Origin of the sequence: Myxococcus virescens (assembly GCF_900101905.1) — a bacterium.
GTDB classification, from domain to species: domain Bacteria; phylum Myxococcota; class Myxococcia; order Myxococcales; family Myxococcaceae; genus Myxococcus; species Myxococcus virescens.
In genome coordinates this window covers 12,550-28,820 of the sequence record NZ_FNAJ01000002.1, presented here as the reverse complement: position 1 = coordinate 28,820, position 16,271 = coordinate 12,550, and the positions used below count along the sequence as shown (strand labels likewise).

At 69.3% G+C, this 16,271-nt stretch carries 11 protein-coding genes; 2 read left to right on the top strand and 9 right to left on the bottom strand.

Annotated elements, in window-relative coordinates:
* Window positions 1-61: 61 nt before the first annotated feature.
* From BLU09_RS06530 to BLU09_RS06495, 7 genes are all read right to left on the bottom strand, one after another.
* Window positions 62-526, bottom strand: coding sequence for an SMI1/KNR4 family protein (locus BLU09_RS06530; protein WP_244171477.1), 465 nt, complete (start codon window positions 524-526; stop codon window positions 62-64).
* A 1,085-nt stretch (window positions 527-1,611) separates the two neighbouring features.
* Window positions 1,612-2,637: a hypothetical protein gene (locus tag BLU09_RS06520; RefSeq protein WP_090487151.1), complete on the bottom strand. Its 1,026-nt coding sequence runs from the start codon at window positions 2,635-2,637 to the stop codon at window positions 1,612-1,614.
* A gap of 181 nt (window positions 2,638-2,818) precedes the next feature.
* Entirely contained in the window at window positions 2,819-4,078 is a 1,260-nt protein-coding gene (locus tag BLU09_RS06515) for a sensor histidine kinase (protein WP_090487148.1), read from the bottom strand.
* A 243-nt stretch (window positions 4,079-4,321) separates the two neighbouring features.
* On the bottom strand, window positions 4,322-4,507 hold the full coding sequence (locus tag BLU09_RS06510; RefSeq protein WP_090487145.1) for a hypothetical protein: 186 nt from the start codon (window positions 4,505-4,507) through the stop codon (window positions 4,322-4,324).
* Window positions 4,494-6,815 (bottom strand): hybrid sensor histidine kinase/response regulator, encoded by a 2,322-nt coding sequence (locus BLU09_RS06505; RefSeq protein WP_090487142.1) that lies wholly within the window; start codon window positions 6,813-6,815, stop codon window positions 4,494-4,496. Before BLU09_RS06505 ends, BLU09_RS06510 begins: the two co-directional genes overlap by 14 nt.
* Window positions 6,816-6,992: 177 nt before the next feature.
* Complete coding sequence (locus BLU09_RS06500) at window positions 6,993-9,773, bottom strand: TonB family protein (protein WP_186817912.1); 2,781 nt, start codon at window positions 9,771-9,773, stop codon at window positions 6,993-6,995.
* 351 nt (window positions 9,774-10,124) lie between these two features.
* Entirely contained in the window at window positions 10,125-10,592 is a 468-nt protein-coding gene (locus BLU09_RS06495; RefSeq protein ID WP_306440803.1) for a helix-turn-helix domain-containing protein, read from the bottom strand.
* Window positions 10,593-11,139: 547 nt separating this feature from the next.
* On the opposite strand from BLU09_RS06495, the gene BLU09_RS06490 reads away from it, so the two are divergent.
* Window positions 11,140-11,781 (top strand): DUF2378 family protein, encoded by a 642-nt coding sequence (locus BLU09_RS06490; RefSeq protein ID WP_090487133.1) that lies wholly within the window; start codon window positions 11,140-11,142, stop codon window positions 11,779-11,781.
* Window positions 11,782-11,868: 87 nt separating this feature from the next.
* Here the strand turns inward: BLU09_RS06490 and BLU09_RS06485 are convergent, their stop codons facing one another.
* Complete coding sequence (locus tag BLU09_RS06485) at window positions 11,869-13,023, bottom strand: CARDB domain-containing protein (protein ID WP_090487130.1); 1,155 nt, start codon at window positions 13,021-13,023, stop codon at window positions 11,869-11,871.
* Window positions 13,024-13,466: 443 nt separating this feature from the next.
* On the opposite strand from BLU09_RS06485, the gene BLU09_RS06480 reads away from it, so the two are divergent.
* The gene (locus BLU09_RS06480) at window positions 13,467-13,835 is read left to right on the top strand and encodes a response regulator (RefSeq protein WP_090487127.1); all 369 of its coding nucleotides are present in this window, start codon (window positions 13,467-13,469) and stop codon (window positions 13,833-13,835) included.
* A gap of 5 nt (window positions 13,836-13,840) precedes the next feature.
* On the opposite strand, the gene BLU09_RS06475 is transcribed toward BLU09_RS06480, so the two are convergent.
* Window positions 13,841-16,240, bottom strand: a complete 2,400-nt coding sequence (locus BLU09_RS06475) for a PAS domain S-box protein (protein ID WP_186817913.1) — start codon at window positions 16,238-16,240, stop codon at window positions 13,841-13,843.
* Window positions 16,241-16,271: the final 31 nt, after the last annotated feature.

Here is a 16,271-nt window from a genome sequence, read left to right as displayed (position 1 = left end):
GACATCTTCAAGCGTGGTCCCTGAACCTCCGCCGTGAAGCGCAGGAGTGAGCCGGGGCCCCTCAGTCGTTCTCGGGTTCGGGGAGCCACCAGAGTTGGTTATTGCTGCACAACGTGCGCTCCAGCCATGCCCCGAACGACGGTGCAATCGGGTCCACGAACCGTGGATACGATTCGTGGAAGGCATCAAGGATGGGATACGGCCCAGGCTGAGCTGCCACGTCCAACAAGCAGTAGTCGGAATCACCGAGGTAGACGAGCGTCCACCAGGACGCGAGCCCCCGGGAGTCGTCGTCCTTCCCGCGCATCGCGACGCGAGCCCGCTGGATTTCATTGAGGGGCAGGATGCGGAAGTTCTGGTCCGGCCGTGGCTCAAACAGCGTGCCGCCGTCGCAGTGCAGATAAAACGCGCGGAGGTCCGCATCGAGGCGCCAGCCCACGCGAGCCTCGAACGCGGCGATCTGAGCGGGCGTAGCGGGTGCGTTCGGAAAGTGGTGCGCTGTCACCTCGGCCAGCAGTTGTTTCATGTGCTCAGTCGGCATACGGCCTGTCCGGCCCGATGGTCCGCCACCGTGGCTCACTCGCGTAGCATGCTGGATACGCTTCGTTGATGACTTCGTGAACGGCGGGGGGCACCGGCAGCACGTTGTCCCGCGCTGTTGGGTGTCCTCCATGCATGAGGTCTCGGATGTGATGCCCTGGCCACATGTCGCCGCCGGGTACCTTCGGCCACTCTCCAAACTCGCGAGCCCATTCATTCCGGTAGCCCTTGCGTGCGTTGTTCCACGTCCGCCGCAAGCTGGCGGAATTCGTCTCAGGGAAACTACAGCAGCAGTGGGTAATGGCCAGACGCCCACCTGCCTCGGCTGGCAGTGCGGCCCAGCGGCCTGTCCAGGCACCCTTGATGTCCGCGAGCCAGATGCAGCCCAACAACGGGACATGCCCCTCTGCGGCGCAGCGCCGCTCACAGCGGGCATACAACCCTGCGCTGCAAGACCAGGGTCCGTAGTAGAGCGCGAAGCGCACGGTGCCCCCAGCGGGGCTGGGCACCGGCGGTCCAACCCACTTCGCAGCAGCAGGCGGACCGACACTGCCAGCAGTCGCTGACGAGCCGCACGCACTCACGAGCGGCACGCCCGCACACGCCACCAGCGCGAATCGCCGTAACATCCAAAACCAGATATAGCATCAATACCAGAACCGCAAGGTAAGGCATCCCCCGTTGATGACCATCCCGCCAGGCAGGCATGGCCAGCATGGTGCCCCGCATAGCGTGGCGGCCATGGCGGCCCACCCCGCCTGCAAGGCTCCACTCAGGGACTGCCGTCCTTCCATCAGGTCGCGGTCCGCTGACCCACGGCCGTGAACAACGACGCATCAGGCAAACCGCTCCCTGCCCCCAGCGAAGCGCGGGAGGTGTGGATGCATCTCGCGGACAGCCATTTGAATGAGCCGGGCGTGCGGGGAGGGCCCGGAGACAACCCACATCTTCAGCCTGGATGCGGCGGCCGCCGCGCTCGGACAGACTGGGACTTCCATGGCATCCTCCCGAGGGGTAGGAGGAAAGGCCGCCACTGCGCGCGGCACGGGGGCGCCGCGAAGACATCAGCGCCTAGCAGGCGCCACAGTCCGCGGCGCAGCTGTCCGGCGTGTTGCTGGTGCCGCAGCGCTCGGAGAGCTGGCACGTCCCATCACCGCACTTGTAGATGTCCTGGGGACGGATGCGGGTGGTGAGCGGGCGGTACGTCACGCCGTTGTACGTGCAGCGCGTGTAGTACGTCCGCGTGGAGTCCTGCTGGCAGTGCGTCAGGGCAGCCCCCACGTGGGTGATGACGGCCGCGCAGTCCGGGTCCCCGCTCCACGACGACAGGCCGCACGCGCGCACCGTGCTCTCGTCGTAGGCCAGGTAGGGCGCGTCATTGGCCGCGAAGAGTCCCTGACCATTGAAGAGGTTGCCGAAGAAGACGGCCTCGTTCTGGTTGTAGATCTGCAGCTCCTCGGCCGTCGTCGGAATGAGGACGCCCTGCGAGTCCTTGCCCTGCACGGAGATGTTCAGATGCACACCGTACTTGTTCACGTGTGCCGCCAGGCAGCTCGACACCAGCTGCTGCTCGGGCTCCGGGGCAACCGGGGCGCCCGGGCTCGACGGAGGCGGAGGCGTGGGGTTCGACCACGTCGGCGCCAGCCCCAGGGAGCCATGCCAGGTGTGCGTGGTGCCCGCATGCGTGTACGTCAGGGACTGGCCGGAGGCGAGCGCGCACCGGACGATGTATCGCATCACCTCCTCGGCCTTGACGGGGTCCGCGCTGAACCATGTATTGAACCCATTCGTCGACAAGCCGTTCGTCGACAGTCCATTCGTCGACAAGCCATTGGTGGACAGGCCGTTGGTCGACAAGCCGTTCGTCGACAGCCCGTTCGTCGACAAGCCATTGGTGGACAAGCCATTGGACGACACCAACGCGTCCGACTGGGTGCCCAGCGTCTCGCTCGCCGTATCCATTGGCTCCGCCGGGCCACACCCCACGGCGGCGACAAGAAGCAACGCTGGCAGCAGCTCCCACCGGTGCGCACAACGGCGTCCGGCGTAGGTGACCTTGGAGCTGGAACAGGTCTTCGAGGTGGGGTGGTGATACATGGCTGCCTCCGGTTTTTGGGGGTAGCCGCGTTTCTCGCGGCCAAGATAACCGGTAGTCCTTCTTTTCCCCTCTGACAGGTGCCCTCTCGGGCAGTTCGCGCACGTCGGTCATGCGGCAAACACGTAGTCCGTGCGCCGGCTGACGCTCAGCGTTCAATCCGCCCAGCCGCCAACGTTGCAGTTACACGCGATGTCTCACACCCAAGGGTGCGGGCTCCTGCGACTGTCGCGCGTCTCGTGGCATTTTCACCGTAAAGGTCGTTCCCTCTGCCTCGGAGGAAGACACGCACACAGCGCCTCCGTGCGCCTGGACGATTTGTTTCACGATGAAGAGTCCCAGCCCCAGGCCACCGGCGCCACGACGGTGGCCCTTCCCAGGCGCAGTGCCCACCTGGCGAAACGGGTCGAACAATGTCTCCAGTTGTTGAGGTGGAATGGGCGCCCCGGCGTTGTGGACCTCCAGGACCTGCTCACCGTCCACGGCAATACATTTGAGCCGGACGGGCGTGTCCTCGGCGCCGTGCTCCAGCGCGTTGCCCACCAGGTTGCTGAGCACCTGCGCCATCCGGTCCGCGTCCCAGAAGCCCTCCGACGCGCCCTCCACGTCCAGGGTGATGTGCCGGTCCGGATGCACGGCGGACAGCTCCTCCACCACCATCCGGCAGACGATGGCCAGGCTGACCGTCCCCAGGTGCAGGGGGATGCCGCCCGCCAGACGCGCGCGGGTGAGGTCGAGGATGTCGGAAATCATGGCGCCCATCCGCGCGGCGCTCGCCTCGATTCGTTGGGCGCACTGCTGCTGCTGGGCCGCCGGCAGCGTGCGTTGCGCCAGGGCTCGCGCGGACAGGGCAATGGCATTCAGGGGGTTGCGGAGGTCATGCCCGAGGATGCCGATGAACCGCTCACGAAACTCCGCCTCCTCGGTCAGCCGCTCCAGCGCGAGGTGGCGCGCGTTGCCATCCAGGGCCTCGCGGGTCAGCCGGGCCGTCGCGTGCTCCAGCGCGCCCTCCGCCCGGTGGCGGGCCTCGCGCTCACGCTCCAGCGCCTCGCGAAGCGCCTGCGCGTCGTCCGTGTCATCGGGCAGCAGCCACAGCACGAAGGCATCCAACGCCTTCACGCCCACGGCCCGGAAGCGCGCCTCCATGCCCTCGCGGGTGATGCGCAGCACGACGGACACCGGCTCGCCCGTGTCCACCACGCGCACGCAGTCCTCCAGGCACAGCCCTCGCACGCCCTCCTGCTCCCAGCGCGACACCCATGGAGGCAGGACCCAATCGTGGGCCACCGGCTCGGCGGACGCCTCGAGCGCGGCCTGGCGCAAGTCGAGCACCTCCCCCGCTGTCCCTCGCACCGCCTCGAAGCGCAGACAGGGCGCGGCGCCTCCCGCATGCGTCGTCCAGGTCCAGGCGGAGCCCCACTTCGACGACAGACACACCCCCATCGATGTCCCCCTGGCACGCCCTCCAGCCCCGATGCTCGACGCTCGGTCGCGGAACGCACACGGGACAAGAGTGACGAATCTCCGGGAGCGCGAACTTGTACGTGGGTACTGGCGCGACTTTCAGTGCTCACTCCGCGCCAGTGCCAACGCGCCACGCGGCCCGGCAGCCGCCGCGGTGTCTTCATTCCACAATGGCCCTGCGCGAACGGCCAGGGCCCCGGCGCGCGCGCCCAGGACTCCGGCTCAATCCATGATGGCGGTGTCGCGCACCGCGGGTCCGGCGGCACCGCCGAGGAAGGCCTGCTCCGGCGTCGTGGCGGCACCTGTCATCCGGTGGACCTGGCACAGGACGGATGGGCCGTCACCGTTGAGGTCTCCCACATCGTAGAGCCAATCGATGGACGGGGCGGGCGACTCAGCCCGCCGCACGCGGCAGGCGCACGGTGAAGGTGGTGCCATGCTGCTCGGAGGACACCACCTCCACGCCGCCACCGTGGCCGCGCACGATGTCCTGCACGATGTAGAGCCCCAGGCCGATGCTGCGGGTGGACTGCCCCTCCTTCAACGCGCCCCGCGTCAGCGGCTCGAACAGGCGAGGCAACAACTCACGGGGAATGGGGGCGCCCCCATTGAAGACAGACAGCAACGCGGCCTCGCCCTCCAGCCGCGCGTCCACCCGCACCGGGGCGTCCGCGGGGCTGTAGGCCAGGGCATTGCCCAGCAGGTTCGTGAGCACCTGGGCGATGCGGTCCGAATCCCATTCGCCGCGCACCTCGCCCTGAACCTCCACCTCCACGCGACGCCCGGGGTTGGCCACCAGGAGCTCATCCACCACCTGGTGCACCACCTCCCGCAAATCGGTGGTCTGACGGTGCAGGGCAATGCCGCCGCCCAGCCGGGCCTTGGTGAAGTCCAGCAAGTCGCGAATCATCCGGGCCGCGCGCTCGGTGGCCTGGCCAATGCGCCACACCATGCGCTTCTGCGGCTCCGTCAACACACCCTTCTTCTCCAGCAGCCCCGCCGACATGGAGATGGCCGCCAGGGGATTGCGCAAGTCGTGGGAGACGATGCCCACCAGCTGCTGTTCGAACTCGGCGCGCCGGCGCAGCTCCTCTTGCGACCGCTGCTGCTCCGCGAACAGGCGCGCGTTCTCGATGGAGAGCGCCGCCTTCGCCGCCAGCTCCTCCACCAGCTCCTGGTCCTCCTGGGTGAAGCTCCGGCCCGGGCCCATGCGCCCCACCGACAGCGTTCCCACCACCTTGCCCTGCGTCCGCAGCGGCACGCACAGCAGGCTGCGCAGCGCCTCGCCCTGTCCCAGCTCCCGCTGTTGGTCCTCCGACAGCTCGGGCACCAGGAGCGGCCGTCCACCACGGAGCACGAAGTCGCTCAGCCCCTCACCGGGGAGCAGCGGCGCCCCCTCCTCCCCCTGATTGGAATGGCTGGCCGCCACCTCCAACCGCGTCGCGTCGTCGGACAGGAGGCACAGCGTGCACGTGTCCCCCAGGAAGTAGGCGACCTGGCGGGTGATGGTGTCCAGCAGCACGGACAGGTCGCGGTTCGTCGCATCGAAGGCGTCGGACGCTTCCGTGAGCATCTGCAGCCGGGCGGCGGCGGCCCGGGCCACGGCATGGGCCCGGCGCTCCTCCGCCGTCAGGTGCACCCGGTCCAACGCCTGGGCACACGCATGCGCCAGCGCGGTGAAGAAGGCCCGGTCCATCTCCGTGAAGGTCCGGGGCCGCGCGAAGGACAGGCCAATGGCGCCCAGCGCCCGTCCCTTCACCAGCAAGGGCAGCGCGAGCGCCGCCTCGTGAAGGCCTCGCGTATCCATGAGGGGATAACGCGCGCTCCACTCCTCCGACGACCCCACCCAGATGGCCTGCTGCTCCCGCAGCGACTCCGCCAGCGGCATGGCCGCCGTCATCGGGATGCGCCGCCACCGGCTCAGCACGCTCTCCGGGTAGCCAATGGCATCCACCACCTCCAGCGCCTCGCCCTCCGCGTCCAGGAGGTTGACGGTGCCCGCCTTCGCGCCAGCGGCCACCAGCCCTTGTTCAAAGAGCGCGCGGCACACCTGCGGCACGGTGGCCGCCTCCGACAGCCGGGCGGTGAAGTCCCGCAACCGGTCGATGTAGCCCGCGGCCCTCAGCGCGGCATCCCGCGCCTCGGCTTCCTTCTGCCGCAGCAGCTCCGACTGGCGCCGCACCTGCTGCTGCGCGCGGAACAGCTCCACGAAGACGGACACCTTCGAGCGCAGCACCTCCGGCGGAAAGGGCTTCTGGAGGAAGTCCACCGCGCCGGTGGCGTAGCCGGTGACGAGCTCCGCGTCATCGCGGCCGTAGGCGGTGAGGAAGATGATGGGGACGTTGCGCGTGCGCTCACGCTGCTTGATGAGCGCCGCCGTCTCGAAGCCGCTCAGCCCCGCCATCCGCACGTCCAGCAGGATGACGGCGTAGTCCTCGCGCAGCAGGAAGCGCAGGGCCTGCTCCCCCGAACAGGCCTTGTCCATGCGGATGCCCAGCGGCTCGAGGATGGCCTCCAGCGCCACCAGGTTCGACACATGGTCATCCACCAGCAGCACGGCGGGGGCGTCCGAAACGGCCTTCGCCTGGCGATGCGGGGCTTCATCCGAAATCCGGAGGTGCGTCAGCGTCAGCCGGCTGGCCACGGTGGCTCCCCGGCTGAAGGGGATGCCCCCCCGCTGCAACGGCACCATCGTCGGAATCCCGTCCTGCGACATGAAGAAGTCACCTGGTGTGCGGTGGTCAGGAACTCGGCCCGGCGTCTCCGGGCTCCCAGGAGCGGACCGGCCCCTGGAACAACTGGCGGCGTGGGATTACACCGCGTGGCGCGCCATCGTGCCCGGATGAAGGCGGAGGCGCGGCGCCAAGCGTGCGCTATCCATCAGTCCGCGTGCTCAGTAACGACCCTTCACGCCCAGGATGGGTAGGGCGATGGGAAGCCCCACCGCGTCCTTGCGCAGCGGGAAGCCGTTGCCGCCCTCGTACTCGAAGCCCAACGTCTCCCGACGGAGCGTGACGTTGAGCATGTCCAGATACGCCTCCAGGCTGAAGGTGTCGTAGACCCACGACTTGGACAGCCGCACGTCGAACCGGAGGAAGGCCGGCAGCCGGTCCACGCGATCTCGGTCTGCCTTGACCCAGGCGGGCCGGCCGGAGGCGTCTTCGCCAGGGCGGTGCGTCTGTGTGCCCAGGGTGCCGTATTCAGGGCGCCCGGTATTGAAGTGCAGCACCCCGCCCAGCGTGACGTTGTTGGCGAACTTGTAGCTGAGCACCAGGTTGAGGATGTGCGTCTGGTCGAAGGCGAAGGGCAGGTCCGCCTCCGCCTCGCCCACCCGGTGGCCCTCCGCGTCGTAGCGGTGGAAGCGCGTGCGGCGCGTGCTGCGCTGGAGCGAATACGACAGCCAGCCGAACCAGTTGTCGCCCAGCGGGTGGCGCAGCAGGAACTCCATGCCGTAGGCCATGCCACTGCCGCGGAAGTCCGGGAAGTCGAAGTCCGAGCGGTCGGGGATGCCGCCGCCGTCCCCCAACTGCATGCCGCGGCGCAAGCCCGCTGGAGGAGGAGTGCCGGTGTCCGGCGTGTCGTCGTCCACCATGCCTTCGTCGGCGAAGGGCGTCAGCTCGAGGGTCCGCAGCATGGGGTTGAGATAGACGTCCAGCCCCACTTCCAGACCGCGCCACGCCTTCCATTCCGCGCCGACGGAGAGCTGCACGCCTTGCTGGAGCCCCAGCAGCAGGCTTCCCACGTCCACCACGGGCAGGCTGATGAGCGTGGTCGGCGGCTGATGGAAGAGGCCCGCCCCGCCCTTGAGCGTGAGCGCCTCCGACACCTTGTGGCGCACGGTGAGACGCGGCTCCAGCGCGCGACGATCAATCCCCGGCGACAGGTGGTAGTTGTCCACGCGCAGGCCGGGCACCACCGCCCACTTCTCGTGGGGCTGCCACACCAGCTCCGTCCACGCGCCCATGAAGGTCCCCAGCGCCACGGGCGCCACCTCGACGTCCGCGTCGGAGCCGCCGTCCTGCTGGAGCAGCTCGACGATGGCGCGCTTGTGCTCCACGTCCGCCCCGGCACGCAGCGTGGCGCTGGGTGACAGCGTCGCGCTGTAGCCCAGGCGCGCGGACCAGTGCCCCTGGTCGATATGGACTTCGGTGGCCTCGCCGGGAGGACTGCGGCTGACGATGGCGAAGCGGTCCAGCCCCCACGTCCCGCCCACCTCCAGCTCACCGGGCCCCACGGGGTGCCGGTGCCGCAGGTCCACCCGGTGGAAGATGATGGATTGCATCGCGGTGTCGCCCCATGCGTCCTGGGCCTCCGAACCGAAGGTGTCCGAGGAGCCAAAGGCAAACAGGCGCAGCGTGCCCTCGCCCAGTCGCTGTTCCACCCGGCCCTGATAATCCCAGAAGTCGAGCACCACCTTGGGGTTCTCCCGCCCGGGAGGGGGCGGCGACTGGAGCTGATTCGCCGCCAGGGCGATGAGCCAGGGCGTATAGGAATACCGGCCGGCCAGGCTGACGTTGGTGCCGGTGTCCTTGAACGGCGTCTCGATGAAGAAGCCCGCGTTGATGAGGTCCGCGTAGGCGCTGCCGTGGACGCCGTCATCCCGCGGGCGGCTGAGACGCCCGTCGATGGCGCCCCCCATCAACCGCCCATACCGGGGCGGCGGCGAGCCTGGATAGAAGTCGATGGCGTCGATGAAGTCCGGGTGGATGACGGCCGGGCCCAGGAACAGGTGGAAGAGGATGGGGACGCGGATGCCATCCAGGAAGTAGCCCGTGGCCGCGGGCTGGCTGCCGCGCACCACCGGGTAGGCCACGCCGGACACCATGCTGCCCACGCCGGGCAGCAGCATGACGACGCGGAAGGGGTCCCCCATGGTGCCAGGCACCTCGCGCAGCTCCGCGTCATGCAGGGTGACGCGGCTCACCTCCGTGCGCTCGCGGTCTCCCCGCACCACCGTCTCGTACGGGTTGATGATGAGCGGCTCCAGCCCGTACACCACCTCCAGCGCCTCGTTCGCCTTCAGGCCCTCGCGGAAGACGCCGGGCTTGTGGCCAGGGGCGGTGATACGCACCGCATGCACGCCCGCGGGCCAGCGCGCCTCGAAGCGCCCGTCCACGTCCGCCTGCACTGGCGCGTCCGGATGCGCGTCCGACACCAGCGTGGCCCCTACCAGTGGCCGGCGGTTGCCCTTGGCGCGCACCAGGCCCTTCAGGGTGATGGGCGCCGCGGGCGTGGCCCCCTCGGACATGGCCGGCGCGGGCGCCTCGAAGCGGTACTCGAAGAAGATGCGCACGGCCACCGGCAGGCCGTCCAGGGTGGCGGGGGCGAAGCGCAGCGACGGCGCCGCGTGCAGCGCCGCCCGGTCCAACAAGGGATGCAGCCCTTCCATCAACGTGGCGGACTCCACCTCGCCCGCGTCGTCGATGAGCAACTCCAGCTTCACCACCCCCGCGACGCCGTCGGACGCCAGCCCCGGCGGATAGGGAGCGGGCGAGTCCTGCACCATCGCGGGCGGAGTGAACGCGGGCTCGGGCACGCCCGCGTCCTCCGACAAGGGCGCCTCCGTCTCCACGGCCCAGCCCGCGTCGGTGCGTTGCAGCTCCCGCTCGGCCCAGGCGGCGCCCCCGTCCTCCGGCGTCCCCGCGTCCTGTGCGTGTGCCCGAGTCCCGAGCATGAACAGGGCCACCACGGCAACCGCCGTTCGCGCTGCTGGCCTGACGGTCCACCACCCAAGTCCGCGGGTCATTCCCTCACCAAGCGGGGCACTGCGCGCCCTGTCCCCCATGAGGCCAGGGAGACGGCGGAGTGACAAGCGCCTCGGGGTGGACCCGCGCGGGCCGCGTCAGCCCTGGGCGCGGCGCATTGCCAACCCTTCTCTCGGCGCAATGACAATCACAGCCTTCGGTTCCCCAACGTGCGCGGAGCCCCGGCCGCTGCTGGACGGCACGCCCACCGTCAGCGCCCTCCACGCCTGGGAAGCGGCCACCTCCGGACGGTCGAGGCCTCACCGTCCGGAGCCCGGCCCTCACCGCTCCGGCAGGATGGCCGCCGCGACCTGATTCATCAGGTTGAGCTGGCTGCGCGACATGCGCCGCAGCGTTCGGAGCACCCTCCGCATCTCCGGCAACTGGTCCCTGTGCCCAGGGTCCCCCTCCCAGAGCGCGGCGCCGACACTGGCCGCCGTGGCGAGCCCCAGCCCGACGTCCGCCGACAACCGCAGGGCCAGGCACAGCCGGAACAGGGTCGGCACGCTGGGCATCATCTTCCCCCGCTCCATGCGCCCATAGACTTCCGCGGCGATCCCCACACGCCCCGCGACCTCCGCCTGGGTGAGCCCCGCAAGCAGCCGCGCGCCTCGCGCCGCCTCGCCAACGCTCTCCGCCAGACGGCTCTCCAGTTGCTCGCGCGACTTCCGGGCGCGATCCGCCGGGCTCCGAGGCTGGGACCGGGGCCGCTGGCGGGGAGGAGCAGGACCTTCAAGGTGGGTCTTCACTGCGTCAACCTTGTGAGTACGGGCCAAGCTCACGCCCTGCCCGGGAACAGGTCGCGCTCGGTCACGAGTTTTCCCGCGACTTATAACCCGGTACGTCCTCAGGCGAAATACCGATATGGAGGGTAGTCTCCTGCCCCGCACCCGCATCGGAAAGTGTCGTACCCGGCACCACACGTTCTCCCGCCGGTGCGCCGCCACGCACCAGACAGGCGTCCAGGCGTCAGCCCGCGTGGCCCGTCCGGCACCGGGTCCGTCCGGCCCTACTCGCCATGTCTGTCATTGAGGGAGCGGCCAATCCCTCCACCAAAATTCGCTGACCAGGGTTGCCTCGCGAAACCACTCCATGCAATGTGCATCATTACGGCAACACTTCCGCGACCTGTCTGTGCAGCCTCCTGGACCGGAGGCCCGCGGCCGGACGCGTGAGTTTGGGCATGGGCGGCGGCCAAGACATTCGCCGCCCATGTGGGGGCCAGCATCCACCTTGGAGCACAGCACGTCTGGCTTCGGCCTGACGGCGCCCCCTTTCTTCTGGAGTCCCCCCGCAATGGAATTGAGATTGACCTCGCGCCTGGTGCGAGACCCCGCGCCGCCGCAGCCCCTGGAGCCGGATGCCTTGCGCGAGCTGCGTCAGCGCTGCGCGCTCGCCACCCCCGAGGACACCGCGCGCGGCATGTTCTTCCGGGGGGTCCTGGAGACGGTGCGGCGCGTGGGCGGCTCCGCCATGGAGCAGCTCTGCCGCCAGTCCCTGCCGGAGAAGCGCTACATCGACTTCTTCAGCTACCCCATCACCCAATTCCTGCCGCTGGCCTTCCAGGCCGCCGGCTTGCTCTCCGAACATTGCGGGGGGCTGGCCGCCGCTCATCGCGTCATGGGCCAGAAGGCCGCGCATGACTTCCTGGAGTCCGTCGCGGGCCGCACCCTGCTGATGCTCGCCTATGACGAGCCCCGGCTGCTGCTCGGACAGCTCCCCACCGGGTTCCTCGCGGCGGTGAGCTACGGCGAGCGGAGCATGGTGTGGACGGGGCCTCGCAGCGGCCGCTTCGTCATGAAGCGGGACTTCATGCCCACCGCGTACCACGAGGGTGTCCTGCACGCCGTCCTGGAAGCCGTGGGCGCGCGCGACATCGGGGTGCAGGGGCGCGAGCTGGGCCTGCTCGACACGGAGTACGCGCTGTCCTGGCGCTGACGCGCAACAACGCCGGCGGCCCAGTGCTCCGGGCCCCGGCGGAGGAAAGGCCCCGCCCCACTTCAAAGGGACGGGGCGGCGCTTCGACTACAGCAGCGAGCAGAGCAGCCCGGGGAAGCGCGAACCGGAGGGGCAGTTGTCGCCCTGGCAGTACACGACGCCCGAATCGATGGCGGGGTTGGCCAGCAGCGCGGGAACCTTCACGTTGCAGGTGCCGATGGCGCTGTTGCCGGACGCGTCCTGCACGGAGTACGTGAAGTTGTAGACCCGGCCGTTGCCCAGCAGGGCCGCCTCGGCGCGAACCATCGCGGACTTGCGGTCCGGGGTCAGCTTGATGTCGTCACACGCCAGCAGCCGGAGCAGGGACAGCGCGTCGTTGGACTCGTCGGAGGTCACGCGGATGATGCGGGCCGACGCATCCAGGTCGAGCTCGCCGCCGCAGTTGTCGACGGCCGGCATCGCGCAGTCAGACAGGGGCACCAGCACGTAGTCGGACCCCAGGACCGGCTGGATGACCAGGCCGCGGTTGGCGCCCGGCGTGGGGGCGCTGACGTCCACGACGGTCACGTTCGCCGAGCACGTGCTGGTGGCCGCGCCGTCGGAGACCCGGAGCTGCGCGCTCGTGGTGCCCAGCCCATAGGGGCCCGCGGGCGATTGCTCCACGGAGAACGGCCCCGGGAAGCCGTCTGGATCGAACGAGCCGTTGTCGATGCTGGCGCTGCCCTGACAGGCCGCGTCCGCGGGGACGGTGACGCTCTGGCAGCTGGCCACCGGCTGCTGGTTGGTGGCACAGGGCATCTCGAAATCGATGGAGGCGAAGTTGTTGTCCTCGTCGTCCTCCGGATAGGTGCCGTCCTCGTCCGCGACGACCACCACCTTCGTGGTGCCCTCCGGCACCGTGTACGACAGCGAGAAGGGGAAGCGCTCACCCCCCACCAGCCAGGGGACGCTGATGGTGCCCAGCCGCACGCCGCCAGCGCCCGGCGTCCCCGCGTACACCGCCGCGGTGGAGTTCCCGATGCCCGTGGGCCGCTCGTTCTTGATGGCCGCGGAGAGCGTCAGCGCCGTCGCCGCGCACGAGGCGGACAGGTCCACCACGCTCAGGTCCAGCCCGGTCTCCTTCGCCTCCTGACGCTGGACCTCCATGTCGATGTTTGCCGGGCTCTGCTCGGGGAGCGTGCCCTCACAGCCCGCCAGAAGAAACAACGCCGTCAACGTCGAGACGCCATGATTCCGTGTCATGTCTGGTTCCTGGCATGCCGGGAGCACGCCTGCTCTGCAGGGGGGAAATGCCTCTCAACGAGGCAACGCTTTTATGTCGATTCATTTCCCCGGATACCACGGACTCCCAGTGTACGCAGAAGCAATTATTTTCACCAGCCTGTATGAAGTCCGCGCTCCCACCGGGGTAATGGACGACACCTCACCTCGACTCTTGATAATCCAGACAGGAGGCGATTCATGCCTGACACCCCTGGGTGTCATTATCGACGATGCATACACACCCCCAAGACAGGCGCCATGTATCCACGGCCCCATGAGTCAACCCAGACACATCCACGGAAAAACAGACATCACGGCCAACCCCCGCATCGTGTCGCGGTGGACATCCGAGACGTCCACGGGCGGACGCATCGCCCTGGGGCCCTGGCGGACATTGGACTTCAGTACAAGGCTACGGCCTCATGTCCACGCCCAACCTCGTCCTCCTCGTGGAAGACCACGCCGACAGCCGGGAGCTGTTGGAGGAGTTCCTCACCCTGGAGGGATTCACCGTGGAGACGGCGGGCAACGGGCTGTCCGCCTGGGAGCGCCTGAGCCGCCCGCCCCTGCCGGCTGCCGTCCTCCTGGACCTGATGATGCCGGTGATGAGTGGCTGGGAGCTGATGCGCCACGTGCGCGAGGACGCGCGGCTGAGCACCCTGCCGGTGGTGGTGGTCTCCGGGGCGGGAAGCTCCCAACCCCTGCCGGAGGGCATCCGGGCCACGGTGCCCAAGCCCGTGGATTTATTCGAGTTGCGCGCCACCCTGGAGCGGGTGGTGAGCCCCAGTTGAGCGCGTCATTCCATCGGCTGGCGGGGCAGCGTCACCCGGACGGTGGTGCCCGCCTGGGCGGTGGAGGTCACCTCGATACGTCCGCCGTGGCCCTTCACCACCTGCTCGACGATGTAGAGCCCCAGCCCCAGCCCACCGCTGCTCCCTCCGCCGCCGCCCGCCATGGCGCCGCGCCGGAACGGGTCGAAGAGCCGGGGGAGCATCTCCGGGGAGATGGGCTCGCCGGGGTTCTGGACTTCCAGCACCACGAAGTCGCCATCGTCATACAACTTGAAGGACACGGGCGCGTCCGCGGGGCTGTATTGGAGCGCGTTGCCCCCCAGGTTGCTGACCACCTGGAGCAGCCGGTCCCCGTCCCACTCCCCTTCGTAGCGGCCCGGCTCCACCCGGAACGCCAGCTTGCGCTCGGGCCAGGCCGCCTCCAACTCATCCACCCCCAGCCGGACCACGGCCCGCAAATCACCGGCCGTGCGTTGGATGGGAATGCCGCCGCCCAACCGCCCGCGCGTGAAGTCGAGCAGCTCTGAAATCATGCGCTTCATCCGGTCGCCGGAGCGGGCGATGCGCGTCACCAGCCGGCGCTCGCGCTCCGGAAGCGCCTCGCTGTGCAACAACTGCGTCGCGGACAGCTGAATGGCATTGAGCGGGTTGCGCAGGTCATGGCTGACAATGGCGATGAGCCGCTCGCCGAAGCGGGCCGCCTGCAACGAGGCCTCCTGGGCGCGCCGCCGTTCGGAGACATCCACCATGGTGGCCACCGCCGCGACGATGGTGCCCTCCCGGTCCAGGATGGGCGCGCTGGAGAGCAGCACGGCGATGTTCTGACCATCCTCGCGGGGGATGAGCATCTCCTCGCCCTGCACCACCTCGCCGTGGCGCAGGCTGCGCGTCAGCGGCAGTTCCTCCACGGCGTAGGGCCGCCCGTCCGGGTGCAGCGAGACGCCATTGTCCGCCATGTAGTCCTGCATCGACGTGGAGGGATGGAAGGGCCTGCCGGTGATGACCTCCACCTGCCGGCTGGCCATCACCAACCGGCCGGACGGTGCGTCCGCGATGAACACGCCCGCAGGCATCTGGTCCAGCACCGACGCCAGCCGCGCGCGCTCGGCCTCGATGGCGCCCAGCAGCCGCTGCCGGTCCATCTCCATGGCGCGGCGCTGGGTGATGTCCACCACGGTGGCCACCCGCTGCTCCACGCGGCCGGACTCATCCTTGAAAGCCGTGACGTGCGTGAAGGCGGGGAAGCGGGTGCCATCCTTTCGCATGTGCAGGGATTCATATTCGTGCGACGGCTTGGAGTTCGCCGCCGCGACGTGCCGAGGCAACACGCCGCGCGCTTCCGGCGCATAGGTGTCCTCCAGCCGCCGTCCCGTCAGCTCCTCCGGCGAGTAGCCATGCATGCGAGCGAAGGCGGGGTTCACCTCGCGCAGCCGCTCCTCGGTCGCGTCCACCACCGCCACGCCCACGCCCAGCCGCTTGAAGACCTGCGCCCACCGCCGCAGGCCCGCTTCACTCTCCCGGAGGCGCTCCAGGGACGCCTCCGCCACGGCGCGCGCCTCGCGCTCGCGGGCATGCGCCTGGGCCTGCAACAGCAGCGCGGTGGTGCGCGCCGCCATGGCCCGGAAGAGGAACTGGTCCTCTTCCGACAGTTCATGGGTGGCGCGGCTGCCCATCAGCACCACGCCCATCAGCTGCCCTCCCAAGAGCAACGGCACACCGAACAACGCGGACAGGTCCGCATCGCGCAAGGACGGCTCGCTCACCCGGCTGTCGGTGCGCGCCGCGCGCACCAGCAGCGGCTTTCGCGTGGCCGCGATGGTGCCCGTGAAGCCCTCCCCCATGCGCACCACGTCCCCCACGGCCATCCCCGTGCCCACCACGCTCTCCACCCGCAGGACGCCCTCTTCCAGCAGCAGGACGGCCGCCACGTCCACCACGGCCACGGTCTCCCGCAGGACCTGGAGGAGGGCCGGCAACAGCTCCGCGGCGTCGGCGCTGCCCAGGGCCGCGGTGCTGATGCGGTCCAGCGCCTGCAACGTGCGCTCGCGCGCCAGCGAGTAGCGACTGACGGAGGCCGCCACCGCCTCATCCATGGCCTCATGGAAGACGAGCTCCGCCTCCGGGCGGTGGGTGGCGTTCTCCCGGGACGTCCACAGGCGCAGCACGCACGCGCGCAGCAGCCGGTACTCCGTCACCACCTGCCGCAGGTCGAAGCCTTCCCCCAGCCGCTCGATGGCATGCCGGTCCGGAATATCCCCCAGGCCATCCCCCACGCCGCCGGGCGAGCTGCGCTGCATCAGCGAGGCGACGACCTCCAGCAGCCGGGGCAACCCATCTCGCAGCGCGAGCCTTGGCAGCGCCTGCGCCGCAGGGATGCGGCGCACCTCCACCTCCCACGCGGACATGATGGATTCCCGCTGCTGTAGAAGGAACTCG